Source organism: Rathayibacter sp. AC182 (genome assembly GCF_979253875.1).
The window spans coordinates 1,166,672-1,179,065 of sequence record NZ_CEEDEK010000005.1 but is presented as its reverse complement, the minus strand read 5'-3'; the positions used below and the strand labels follow the sequence as shown (position 1 = coordinate 1,179,065).

Genomic DNA, 12,394 nt, shown 5'->3' with positions numbered 1-12,394 from the left:
GCGTAGTGTGGAGCGGGTGCGTGCAGTCGATCGCCGCGGCATCACCTCCGCGCCCTACCTCCTGACCACGATCGGCGCGACGAGCCTCGTGTTCCTCTGCGCCTTCGAGGCGCTGGCGGTGACGACGATCATGCCGATCGTCTCGGCCGACCTCGACGGGCGGGCGCTCTACCCGCTCGCGTTCGCCGCCACTCTGGCCGCGGGCGTCGTCGGGATGGTCGCGGCGGGCTCCTCCGCCGATCGGCGCGGTCCCACCCCGGCGCTCGTCACGGCGATCCTGCTCTTCACCCTCGGACTGATCGCGGCCGGGCTCGCGACCTCGATGGAGGTCTTCGTGGCGGCGCGCCTGCTGCAGGGCCTGGGCAGCGGAGGGATCACCGTCACCCTCTACGTGCTCGTCGCGCGGGTGTTCCCCGCCGATCTGCATCCGCGGATCTTCGGGGCCTTCGCCGCCGCCTGGGTGGTGCCGTCGCTCGTCGGGCCGTTCGCCGCCGGAGTCGTCGCCGAGCTGGCGAGCTGGCACTGGGTCTTCCTCGGCGTGGTCCTGCTGGTGGCGGTCGCGAGCGCGATCGTCGCCCCGACGCTGCGCGCCCTCGAGCGCCAGGACGTGCGGCGTTCGACCGCGGGGCGGTGACCCGCATCGTCCGAGCCGTGATCGTGGCGGGCGGAGTCGTGGTGCTCAGCACCAGCGCCGAACTCGCCCCCGACGCGTCCGGCGTGATCGCCGTGGCGGCCATCGCGGTCGTCGTCCTCGCCGTTCGCGCGCTCCTGCCCGCCGGGACCCTGCGTGCGCGCGGTGTCCTGCCGTCGACGATCCTGCTGCGCGGCACCGTCGCCGCCGCGTTCTTCGGCACGGAGGTCTACCTGCCGCTGCTGCTCTCGAGCAGTACGGGCTCCCGCCGTGGCTCGCCGGCGCGACGCTGACCGCCGGCGCCGTGTCCTGGGCCCTGGGGTCGAACCTCCAGGGGCGGCCGGGGACGCGGCCTCGCACGCGGGCGCCATGCGGCTGGGCACGTCCCTCCTGCTGGCCGGCGTCCTGGTGGTGCTGCTCACCTCCGCCCTCGCTCTTCCGCCGTGGACCGCCGCGGTCGGCTGGTTCGTCGCCGGCGGCGGCATGGGCTCCATGTTCCCGAGGATGGGGACGCTGACGCTCGCCCGGTCGGAGCCCGGCCGCGAGGGCTTCAACAGCTCCGCGCTCCAGATCTCGGACTCGGCGGGCGCCTCCGTCTCGCTGGCCCTGACGGGGCTCATCGCCGCGGCGGTCACCGGACTGGTCGGCGCCGGATCGGCCGTGTTCACCGTCACCTTCGCGTACGGGGCGCTGATCGCGCTGCTCGCGGTGCTGCTCGCGGCTCGCCTCGGCGGGCTCCTCCGTGTCGAGGAGCCCGCCGGCGGCGGTCAGCTGTAGAGCGACTCCGGCACCTCGAGGCCGTAGATGGCGCGGCCCGAGCTCCAGATGACGGAGCAGGCCGCGCGCAGGAGGTCGACCTCGTCGTCGCCCGCGGCGACGATCACGACGGAGTCGCCGTCGAGGCGCACCTTCGCCGAGCGCACCGAGTGGGTCCCGTTCCGCGCGATCGACGTCGCCGGGTAGGGCAGATGCAGCTCGCGCAGGTCGCCGAGGATGTACGTCGGCCGCAGGCTCGCGTCGGCCGCCAGCAGCTGCTTGGCGCGATCGATGCCCGTGAGCACGTGCGCGCTCTCCATCCCGGCGGCGTTCGCGCCCTTGATGTCGGTGTCGAGCCGGTCGCCGAGGAACAGCGGGTTCGTCGAGCCGAACCGAGCCGTCGCCGCGTCGAAGATGGCGCGCTCCGGCTTGCCCGCGACGACGGGCAGTCGGCCGACGGCGGTGTGCACGGCCGAGACGAGGGTGCCGTTGCCCGGAGCGATGCCCCGCGCGACGGGGATCGTCCAGTCGGTGTTCGTGGCGACCCACGGGATCCCGGTGTGCAGCGCGAACGACGCCTCGGCGAGCTGCTCCCAGCCGACGGTCGGAGCGAAGCCCTGGATCACCGCGGCGGGAGAGTCCTGGGCGCTGCGCGTGACGGTGAAGCCCGCACGCTCGACCTCGGTCGTCAGGCCCTCTCCGCCGACGACGAGGATCGTCGCCCCCGCCGGCACGAGATCGGCGAGCAGCACGACCGCCGCCTGCGGCGACGTCACGACGTCCTCGGGGACGACGCTCAGACCGAGGTCGGAGAGGTGCCCCGCGACAGAGGCGTCGGTCCGCGACGCGTTGTTCGTGATGTACCCCACGCGGAGGGTCTCGCCGGCCCTGTTCAGGCTCTCGACCGCGAAGGGGATCGCGTCGGCGCCCTTGTAGACGACGCCGTCGAGGTCGGCGAGGACCGCATCGCGTCCGTCGAGCGGAGAGGGGTCAGCCTTCGGAGTTCTTGAACACGGGGCTCCTCGTCGGTGTCGGGGGTGCCGTCGGTGTGGGACGGGCTGTCGGCGTCGGACGGGTCGTCGGTCACGGGTGCATCGTCGGTGACGGGTGCGCCGTCGTCCGGGACGTCGACGTCGGAAGCCGGCGTACCGATGGCGTCCGCCTGCTCGTCGATGTCGCCGTCCCGCTCGAGAACGGCGTCGGCGTCGGCGTCGGCGTCGGCGTCGGCGTCGGCAGGATCGTCGAGCTCGATCGGCTCGTCGACCTCGGCGGGCTCGTCGTCCTCAGCCGACTCGTCGTCCTGGACGGGCGCGTCGTCCTGGACGGGCTCGTCGTCGTCACCGGACTCGTCCCCGAAGGCCGAGTCGTCGTCCTCGTCGTCCTGCTCCGCGCGCGGAGCGTCGGACGGCTCGTCCCTGTCGAGGTCGTCCTCGGAGTCGAGCACCGCGAACGCGTCGTCCTCCTCCTCCACGACCTCGATGGTCTCGTCGTCTCCACCGCCCTCCGCGACGAACACGGCACGGGCCGCGACGTCGGCGCGGCGCTGCCACTGGGCGGCCTCCTCCGTACGACCGAGCTCCTCGAGCACCGCCGCGTAGGCCGCGAACAGATCAGGGCTGTACGAAGGCGCGGTCGGGCTCGAGCTGCGGGATCTCGAGCTCCATCAGAGCCAGCTCGGTCTGACCGAGGTCGAGGCGGGCGCCCGACATCGCGATCGCGAGCGAGACCTGCGCCCCGACGCTGAGCGTGCTGCGGTCGACGGAGCGGCCGAGCTCGAGCGCCTTGTCAGGACGTCCGACCCCGCGCTCACTGTCGACCATCAGCGGGACCTGCTCATCCGATCCGGAGATGCGGCGGTAGGTGCGCAGCTCCCGCAGCGCGAGAGCGAAGTCGCCGATCGCGTAGGCAGAGATGGCGAGCGACTCGCGGACGATGGCGATGCGCCCCGCCCGACGGGCGGCAGAGAGCGTGCCGGTGCGCGAGTTCGGGATCCTCCTCGAGGAGCCTCCCCGCCATCACCAGGTGCATCGCCACCCACTCGGCGTTCTCCTTCGTCAGCGTCTTGAGCTCGTTGCGCGCGACGCGGTCGAGGTCCTTGGCCTGCACGTCGTCCGGGAGCTCGGGGTCGTCGTGACGCGGGCGGACGGACTGGAGCGACCGGCGCTCGCGCTCCTCCTCCGTGATCTCCGGCTCCTCACGAGGAGCACCTCGGCCGGCGAAGCCGCGACCGCCCTGACGGTCACCGGCGCCACGCCGATCGTCCGAGAAGGACCGCCCACCATCGCGGCCACCCTCGCGTCACCGTCACGACGGGGACGCGGATCCCCGTCGGTCCGAGGACGGAAGTCGCCCTCGCGACGAGGACGCGAGTCGCCGTCACGACGAGGACGCGAATCGCCGTCGGTCCGGGGACGGAAGTCGCCCTCCCGCCGCGGACGTGAATCGCCGTCACGCGGAGGTCGAGAGTCTCCGTCGCGGCGAGGACGCGGATCACCATCGGCACGGGGACGGAAATCGCCCTCCCGCCGCGGACGCGAATCGCCGTCACGCGAGGGACGGGAATCACCATCACGACGAGGGCGGGAATCACCGTCCCGGCGCGGACGGGAGTCGCTGTCCGTCCGGGGACGGTAGTCGCCCTCACGGCGGGGACGGGAGTCACCGTCACGGGCGGGACGTGCGTCGCCGTCCCGGCGGGGACGGGGATCACCATCGGTCCGGGGACGGTAGTCGCCCTCCCTGCGAGGACGCGAACCACCATCACGAGACGGACGCGAATCGCCATCACGGCGGGGGCGGAAATCACCATCGGTCCGGGGACGGAAGTCGCCCTCCCGACGCGGACGCGAATCACCCTCACGGCGAGGACGGGAGTCGCCGTCCGTCCGAGGACGGTAGTCGCCCTCCCGACGAGGACGGGAGTCGCCGTCACGCGCGGGACGTGCGTCGCCACCCCGCGAGGGACGGGAATCGCCCTCGGTCCGGGGACGGAAGTCGGCCTCCCGGCGCGGACGCTGATCGCCCTCGCGCCGAGGACGCTCGTCACGTCCGCCGCTGCGCGGGGCGGAGGAGCGGCCCGCTCCTGCCGCACGATCCGGACGCTGGTCGCGCCTGCCGGCTCCCCGGTCGTCGCCCTCGGGTGCTCTGTCGTCCATGCGTTCCTCGCCTGTCGTGATCGTGCGCTGTGGAGTTGAACCGCTCGAGGCGGCGGACGGCTCGAGGCCGTCGTCCCGTCCACCCTAACCCCGGCTCTCCTGCTCGCACAGGGCCGTCGGTCTCGGGATGGCGGGTTAAACAGCGATGGCCACCCAGTGTCTGGGTGGCCATCGTGAATGGTGTCCGGCGGTGTCCTACTCTCCCACAGGGTCCCCCTGCAGTACCATCGGCGCTGAGAGTCTTAGCTTCCGGGTTCGGAATGTGACCGGGCGTTTCCTCTCGCTATAGCCGCCGTAACCCTTGCGACACACCCGCCAGTCAGCTGGTGGGGGTCAAATCTGGGGTTACACGTCTTGCGTGTATTCAATTATGTGCACCACCCCTCACAGGGTGGTGCGGTGCCCGTCTTCTGGGAACCACAAAGTGGACGCGAGCAATCTTCTGACCACTCCTACCAGCCTTTACAACGGTATGAGTGTAGTGATTGTCAAGTTATCGGCTTATTAGTACCGGTCAGCTCCGACAGTCTTTAGTCCTGTCTTCCACATCCGGCCTATCAACCCAGTAATCTGGCTGGGAGCCTCTCCCCCGAAGGGATGGAAATCTCATCTCGAAGCCGGCTTCCCGCTTAGATGCTTTCAGCGGTTATCCGTTCCGAACGTAGCTAATCAGCGGTGCTCCTGGCGGAACAACTGACACACCAGAGGTTCGTCCATCCCGGTCCTCTCGTACTAGGGATAGATCTTCTCAAATTTCCTACGCGCGCAGCGGATAGGGACCGAACTGTCTCACGACGTTCTAAACCCAGCTCGCGTACCGCTTTAATGGGCGAACAGCCCAACCCTTGGGACCTACTCCAGCCCCAGGATGCGACGAGCCGACATCGAGGTGCCAAACCATGCCGTCGATATGGACTCTTGGGCAAGATCAGCCTGTTATCCCCGAGGTACCTTTTATCCGTTGAGCGACAGCGCTTCCACAAGCCACTGCCGGATCACTAGTCCCGACTTTCGTCCCTGCTCGACTTGTCAGTCTCACAGTCAAGCTCCCTTGTGCACTTACACTCGCCACCTGATTGCCAACCAGGTTGAGGGAACCTTTGGGCGCCTCCGTTACTTTTTAGGAGGCAACCGCCCTCAGTTAAACTACCCATCAGGCACTGTCCCTGAACCCGATTAGGGTTCGAAGTTAGATATCCAGAGTGACCAGAGTGGTATTTCAACAATGACTCCACGAACACTAGCGTGCCCGCTTCACAGTCTCCCACCTATCCTACACAAGCCACACCGAACACCAATACCAAACTATAGTAAAGGTCACGGGGTCTTTCCGTCCTGCTGCGCGTAACGAGCATCTTTACTCGTAATGCAATTTCGCCGAGTTCGCGGTTGAGACAGCTGGGAAGTCGTTACGCCATTCGTGCAGGTCGGAACTTACCCGACAAGGAATTTCGCTACCTTAGGATGGTTATAGTTACCACCGCCGTTTACTGGGGCTTAAATTCTCAGCTTCGCCTTGCGGCTAACCGTTCCTCTTAACCTTCCAGCACCGGGCAGGCGTCAGTCCGTATACATCGTCTTGCGACTTAGCACGGACCTGTGTTTTTAGTAAACAGTCGCTTCCCACTGGTCTCTGCGGCCATCGAACGCTCCCGGAGCAAGTCCGTTCACGCCTCAGGCCCCCTTCTCCCGAAGTTACGGGGGCATTTTGCCGAGTTCCTTAACCACGATTCTCTCGATCTCCTTGGTATTCTCTACCTGACCACCTGAGTCGGTTTGGGGTACGGGCAGCTAGAACCTCGCGTCGATGCTTTTCTTGGCAGCATAGGATCACCGATTTCGACTTGCGTCTACCCATCAGATCTCAGGCTGTGTGAACGACGGATTTGCCTATCGTTCGCCCTACATCCTTAGACCGGGACAACCATCGCCCGGCTCGGCTACCTTCCTGCGTCACACCTGTTAATACGCTAAACGCACCAGCACGGGGTCGTACGCTAGGCCCAACGCTTCACCCCGAAGGGATCCATCAAAGGGATTCAGATACTTAGCACTACTGGATTGTCTTGGGCGGTTCTTCGCCGGTACGGGAATATCAACCCGTTGTCCATCGACTACGCCTGTCGGCCTCGCCTTAGGTCCCGACTTACCCAGGGAAGATTAGCTTGACCCTGGAACCCTTGGTCTTCCGGAGGACGGGTTTCTCACCCGTCTTTCGCTACTCATGCCTGCATTCTCACTCGTGTGGCGTCCACGGCTGGTTCACACCGCCGCTTCACTCGCCACACGACGCTCTCCTACCCATCAACACGGCTGGACCACGAAGGCCTACCACAAAATGTCAATGCCACAACTTCGGTGGCGTGCTTGAGCCCCGTTACATTGTCGGCGCGGAATCACTTGACCAGTGAGCTATTACGCACTCTTTCAAGGGTGGCTGCTTCTAAGCCAACCTCCTGGTTGTCTGTGCAACTCCACATCCTTTCCCACTTAGCACGCGCTTAGGGACCTTAGTTGGTGGTCTGGGTTGTTTCCCTCTCGACTATGAAGCTTATCCCCCACAGTCTCACTGCTGCGCTCTCACTTACCGGCATTCGGAGTTTGGCTGACGTCAGTAAGCTTTTGGGCCCCATCGGCCATCCAGTAGCTCTACCTCCGGCAAGAAACACGCAACGCTGCACCTAAATGCATTTCGGAGAGAACCAGCTATCACGAAGTTTGATTGGCCTTTCACCCCTATCCACAGCTCATCCCCTCCATTTTCAACTGAAGTGGGTTCGGTCCTCCACGACGTCTTACCGTCGCTTCAACCTGGCCATGGATAGATCACTTCGCTTCGGGTCTAGACCCTGCGACTACATCGCCCTATTCGGACTCGCTTTCGCTACGGCTGCCCCACACGGGTTAACCTCGCCACAGAGCACTAACTCGCAGGCTCATTCTTCAAAAGGCACGCCGTCACCCCAACAAGGAGGCTCCGACGGTTTGTAAGCAAACGGTTTCAGGTACTATTTCACTCCCCTCCCGGGGTACTTTTCACCTTTCCCTCACGGTACTTGTCCGCTATCGGTCATCTGGGAGTATTTAGGCTTATCAGGTGGTCCTGACAGATTCACACGGGATTTCTCGGGCCCCGTGCTACTTGGGATACTCTTCACGCCATAACACCATTTCGACTACGGGGCTCGCACCCGCTCTGGCCAGGCATTCAAACCTGTTCGTCTATGATGCGCTGTAACGTTCCGTGCTCGGCAGAACACGACGAAAAGTCCCACAACCCCGACCATGCAACCCCTGCCGGGTATCACACATGGCTCGGTTTAGCCTCTTCCGCGTTCGCTCGCCACTACTAACGGAATCACTGTTGTTTTCTCTTCCTGTGGGTACTGAGATGTTTCACTTCCCCACGTTCCCTCTACCCGCCCTATATATTCAGGCGGGAGTCACCAGGTCACCACAAGGGGCCTGGCGGGGTTTCCCCATTCGGAGATCCTCGGATCACAGCTCGTTTATCAGCTCCCCGAGGCTTATCGCAGATTACGACGTCCTTCTTCGGCTCCAGATGCCAAGGCATCCACCGTTTGCTCTTAAAAACTTGAAAATCACATGAGTTAAGAAACTACAATTCGAAGATTGCAGATTTCAATGATTTGCAGGAACACCCGAAAGCATTCCTGCGCCTCTGTCGATCCAGAACCGAAGTTCTGAATCTAAAGATGCTCGCGTCCACTGTGTAGTTCTCAAAATACGGGCGGTACCCTTCCCCCACACACCCAGGCATGGAGAAAGGATCCAGAAGGTCGACCCGAACCACCCGAAGGCAGCCGGCCCGGTCCCTCAGGACCCAACAGCGTGCATGTGCAAGCCACCCTCCGTACCGTGCGTTCCCAACCCGAAGGCTGTACTGACACGAGACGAACTCGACCTGCACCCAGTTCAATGTTCCACCCATGAGCTACCAGCGAAGACATTCGCTTCGATCTGGCGCCTGGAACACACAACGCTCACAAGGAACGCGGTGTCCAGATGCTCCTTAGAAAGGAGGTGATCCAGCCGCACCTTCCGGTACGGCTACCTTGTTACGACTTAGTCCTAATCACCGATCCCACCTTCGACGGCTCCCTCCCACAAGGGGTTAGGCCACCGGCTTCGGGTGTTACCGACTTTCATGACTTGACGGGCGGTGTGTACAAGGCCCGGGAACGTATTCACCGCAGCGTTGCTGATCTGCGATTACTAGCGACTCCGACTTCATGAGGTCGAGTTGCAGACCTCAATCCGAACTGAGACCGGCTTTTGGGATTCGCTCCACCTTACGGTATCGCAGCCCTTTGTACCGGCCATTGTAGCATGCGTGAAGCCCAAGACATAAGGGGCATGATGATTTGACGTCATCCCCACCTTCCTCCGAGTTGACCCCGGCAGTCTCCTATGAGTTCCCACCATGACGTGCTGGCAACATAGAACGAGGGTTGCGCTCGTTGCGGGACTTAACCCAACATCTCACGACACGAGCTGACGACAACCATGCACCACCTGTATACCGACCTTGCGGGGCAACCATTTCTGGAAGTTTCCGGTATATGTCAAGCCTTGGTAAGGTTCTTCGCGTTGCATCGAATTAATCCGCATGCTCCGCCGCTTGTGCGGGCCCCCGTCAATTCCTTTGAGTTTTAGCCTTGCGGCCGTACTCCCCAGGCGGGGAACTTAATGCGTTAGCTGCGACACGGAGACCGTGGAAAGGTCCCCACATCTAGTTCCCAACGTTTACGGCGTGGACTACCAGGGTATCTAATCCTGTTCGCTCCCCACGCTTTCGCTCCTCAGCGTCAGTAACGGCCCAGAGAACTGCCTTCGCCATCGGTGTTCCTCCTGATATCTGCGCATTCCACCGCTACACCAGGAATTCCATTCTCCCCTACCGCACTCTAGTCTGCCCGTACCCACCGCAGGCCCGAGGTTGAGCCTCGGGTTTTCACAGCAGACGCGACAAACCGCCTACGAGCTCTTTACGCCCAATAATTCCGGACAACGCTTGCACCTCTACGTATTACCGCGGCTGCTGGCAACGTAGTTAGCCGGTGCTTTTTCTGCAGGTACCGTCAAACCGAAGTCCTTCTTCCCTACTAAAAGAGGTTTACAACCCGAAGGCCGTCATCCCCCACGCGGCGTTGCTGCATCAGGCTTTCGCCCATTGTGCAATATTCCCCACCGCTGCCTCCCGTAGGAGTCTGGGCCGTGTCTCAGTCCCAGTGTGGCCGGTCACCACTCTCAGGCCGGCTGCCCGTCGTCGCCTTGCGAGCCATTACCTCACCAACAAGCTGATAGGCCGCGAGTCCATCCTTGACCGAAAAACTTTCCACCCGCACCCGATGCCGGGGCAGGTCGTATCCGGTATTAGACGCCGTTTCCAGCGCTTATCCCAGAGTCAAGGGCAGGTTACTCACGTGTTACTCACCCGTTCGCCACTAATCCACCCAGCAAGCTGGGCTTCATCGTTCGACTTGCATGTGTTAAGCACGCCGCCAGCGTTCGTCCTGAGCCAGGATCAAACTCTCCGTAAAAAATTTACGACAACCGACCCCGAAGAGAAGGAAGTCAAGTTTGACCTCTAGCAAATAAGACATCATTACTGACATCAATTTCCAAAGGAATCCCAACCAGGGTCAAAAACCCGGCCGGGGTATGCAAATTGGCATTGAACATAGTGCACGCTGTTGAGTTCTCAAGAATCGGACACACCCCGCCTCCACACCACAAAAAAGTGCTTCACAACGAGAGTGATCGAAGATGTTGCTGTAAATCCTTGTTGCTTGTCATCCTGTGACCGGCTAAGCTTGAGAGAAGCTAGTCTCTTTCGCCGCTTTGGCAACTTGGATAACTTAGCACATTCGCAGGCCGTGTCGAAATCCGGCTTCTTCGCCATGTCTTCGCGCCGAGAGGCGCTCCGAAGCTTCCCGATCGGGACCGAAGTCCTTCGCGGGCGGCGAGCGTGCTGGACCCGAGGATCCTGCGGAGGCTTTACATCCTCTGCAGGGAGCCTGCTCCGAAGAGCTGCTGTCTCGAGTGGATGGTCCCGATTGAGGCCGACGTAGGAGAGGCTCTGCGAGCCGGTCTCTTCCGTTTCCCTGCGGCCTATGTGGCGACTCGGAATAAGTTACGCAGCGATCGGGACTGTGTCAAACGGCGGGTGGAATCGATCATCCCGGGCGTGTCGAGGCCACCGCCCTCCCCGGACGACGGTCGGCGGAACCCTCCCCAGCCGGGCGGCCTCGCCCACCTCTCGACTGCTCGCGTCACGAGAATGGGCGCATGCCTCCTGTCGACGGTCCCCCTCCTCCCGCACCGGCCCGCCGGTGCTCACCTCGCTGCCCGAGGCGCTCGGCTCGTCGCGTCGGCGCGGGTCGGCCGAGCGCTGCTCGTCGGGCCTCCGGGCCTCCCGGGTCGGCAGTCACCTCGCCGAGCAACTGCGGGCGCAGGTCCCCGGTTCCAGTGGTGCTCCCCTCGACGGCTACCACCTCCCGCAGGAGCGTCTCCGCGAGCCCGGTCGCCGGGAGCGGTGGGTGCTCCCGACTTCGACACGAGGCGCCCGGTCGACGCGCTCCACCGGCTGCGCGACGCGGCGCCCGGGTCCGTCGTGCGCGTCTCGTCGTTCGATCGCTCGATCGAGGAGCCGGTGCCCGATCTCCCCCCTCCCGTCGAGGAGGGGACGGTCGTTCGTCGAAGGCAACCATCTGCTGCTCGAGCAGGACGGCTGGGCGGACGTCGCCCGCTCCTCGACCTGCGTCTGCACCTCGCACTCGCGCCCCGGATCCGGCGCAGTCGCCTCGCGGCCCGGCACCTCCGCTACGGGAAGACGCTCGAGGAGGCCTTCGCCTGGGCCGACGGTCCGGACGAGGCGAACGCGCGACTGATCGAGGAGGCCGCCTCCCGGGCGGACGCGATCCCGGATCGCGGCACCCCGGCCGCTCCGACTCCTGCACCTCTCGGACACCCACCTGCTCGCCGACCCGGACGCGCGGTACAACCGGGTCGTGGACACGAGGGCGAGCCTCGACGCGGTGCTCGAGGCGCACGAGGCGGTCGAGGGGATCGACGCCGTGGTGGTCTCGGGATCTGGCCGACGACGGCGACCCGGCGTCGTACTCCGCGCTCAGGGAGCGCCTCCTCGGCCTGGTGCTCTGCCCGAGCCGCCGAGCTCGTGCTCGCGCTCGGCAACCACGACGATCGGGAGGGCTTCGGATCCACCGGCCCCGGCAACGCCGCGACCGAGGTGCGGGGAGTCCGGATCCTGACGCTGGACTCCTCCGTGCCGGGCGGCGCCTCGTGGGGACTGCTGACCGAGCCGACCCTCGCGTGGCTCGGGAGCGGATCGCCGAGGACCCCGGCGCCCCGGTGGTCCTCGTCCTGCACCATCCGCCGATCGCCGCGGTGGCTCCGCTGCACACGGTGATGGGACTCGTGAATCCGCACGACCTCTGGGAGGCGGTCTCGGGCGCCACCGTCCTGGCCGTGCTCTCCGGGCACTGGCACCACGCGTTCGTCGACACGAGCGGGCCGGCTCCTGTCGTCGCCGCCCCGGGTGCCGCCAATCGGACGGACGTCCTCGCAGGGCCGTCGCACGAGAGGTCGGTCGCGGCGTCGGGAGCGGCGATCGTCGACGTCCTGCCGAGCGGGGTCCGGGTGACGAGCACCGAGATCGAGGCGCCGCACCGCGGAACGGAGCTCTTCGATGTGAGCGGGGAGGTCCTCGACGAGTGGAAGCGCCGGCTCGGGTTCCCGGGTTCCTGGATAGCTGGTTTTTCTACCAGTCAGTAGGCTGACCAATCCCTCGATCCCGCCGGAAGTGAAC

Annotated in this window: 8 protein-coding genes, 3 rRNA genes and 1 pseudogene; 5 read left to right on the top strand and 7 right to left on the bottom strand. The window is 64.5% G+C overall.

All coding sequences use genetic code 11. The annotated features are described in order from the left end of the window. Positions 1-16 precede the first annotated feature (16 nt). The 3 genes from AC0CII_RS17230 to AC0CII_RS17220 all read left to right on the top strand — a co-directional run bounded on the left by AC0CII_RS17230 (position 17) and on the right by AC0CII_RS17220 (position 1,408). Entirely contained in the window at positions 17-634 is a 618-nt protein-coding gene (locus tag AC0CII_RS17230; RefSeq protein ID WP_465230142.1) for an MFS transporter, read from the top strand. After that, the gene (locus AC0CII_RS17225) at positions 631-924 is read left to right on the top strand and encodes a hypothetical protein (protein WP_465230141.1); all 294 of its coding nucleotides are present in this window, start codon (positions 631-633) and stop codon (positions 922-924) included. Before AC0CII_RS17230 ends, AC0CII_RS17225 begins: the two co-directional genes overlap by 4 nt. A gap of 76 nt (positions 925-1,000) precedes the next feature. After that, the gene (locus AC0CII_RS17220) at positions 1,001-1,408 is read left to right on the top strand and encodes a hypothetical protein (RefSeq protein WP_465230140.1); all 408 of its coding nucleotides are present in this window, start codon (positions 1,001-1,003) and stop codon (positions 1,406-1,408) included. Here the strand turns inward: AC0CII_RS17220 and AC0CII_RS17215 are convergent. The 7 genes and pseudogenes from AC0CII_RS17215 to AC0CII_RS17185 all read right to left on the bottom strand — a co-directional run. Then, positions 1,399-2,373 (bottom strand): annotated as a pseudogene (locus tag AC0CII_RS17215) (HAD-IIA family hydrolase); the annotation flags it as partial. The gene AC0CII_RS17220 and the pseudogene AC0CII_RS17215 sit on opposite strands and share 10 nt — an antisense overlap. Next, on the bottom strand, positions 2,280-2,975 hold the full coding sequence (locus AC0CII_RS17210; protein WP_465230139.1) for a hypothetical protein: 696 nt from the start codon (positions 2,973-2,975) through the stop codon (positions 2,280-2,282). The gene AC0CII_RS17210 and the pseudogene AC0CII_RS17215, both read right to left, overlap by 94 nt. A gap of 22 nt (positions 2,976-2,997) precedes the next feature. Next, positions 2,998-3,207, bottom strand: coding sequence for a hypothetical protein (locus AC0CII_RS17205; protein WP_465230138.1), 210 nt, complete (start codon positions 3,205-3,207; stop codon positions 2,998-3,000). A 13-nt stretch (positions 3,208-3,220) separates the two neighbouring features. Further along, on the bottom strand, positions 3,221-3,493 hold the full coding sequence (locus tag AC0CII_RS17200) for a hypothetical protein (protein ID WP_465230137.1): 273 nt from the start codon (positions 3,491-3,493) through the stop codon (positions 3,221-3,223). A 1,231-nt stretch (positions 3,494-4,724) separates the two neighbouring features. Beyond that, positions 4,725-4,839 (bottom strand): 5S ribosomal RNA (gene rrf, locus AC0CII_RS17195). 187 nt (positions 4,840-5,026) lie between these two features. After that, positions 5,027-8,143 (bottom strand): 23S ribosomal RNA (locus tag AC0CII_RS17190). 436 nt (positions 8,144-8,579) lie between these two features. Next, a 16S ribosomal RNA gene (locus tag AC0CII_RS17185) occupies positions 8,580-10,106 on the bottom strand. The 16S, 23S and 5S rRNA genes sit together here, the layout of an rRNA operon. A 995-nt stretch (positions 10,107-11,101) precedes the next feature. Between AC0CII_RS17185 and AC0CII_RS17180 the strand changes: the two genes are divergently transcribed. Beyond that, on the top strand, positions 11,102-11,995 hold the full coding sequence (locus AC0CII_RS17180) for a nucleoside/nucleotide kinase family protein (protein WP_465230136.1): 894 nt from the start codon (positions 11,102-11,104) through the stop codon (positions 11,993-11,995). Then, the gene (locus AC0CII_RS17175; RefSeq protein ID WP_465230135.1) at positions 11,938-12,360 is read left to right on the top strand and encodes a hypothetical protein; all 423 of its coding nucleotides are present in this window, start codon (positions 11,938-11,940) and stop codon (positions 12,358-12,360) included. Before AC0CII_RS17180 ends, AC0CII_RS17175 begins: the two co-directional genes overlap by 58 nt. Positions 12,361-12,394: the final 34 nt, after the last annotated feature.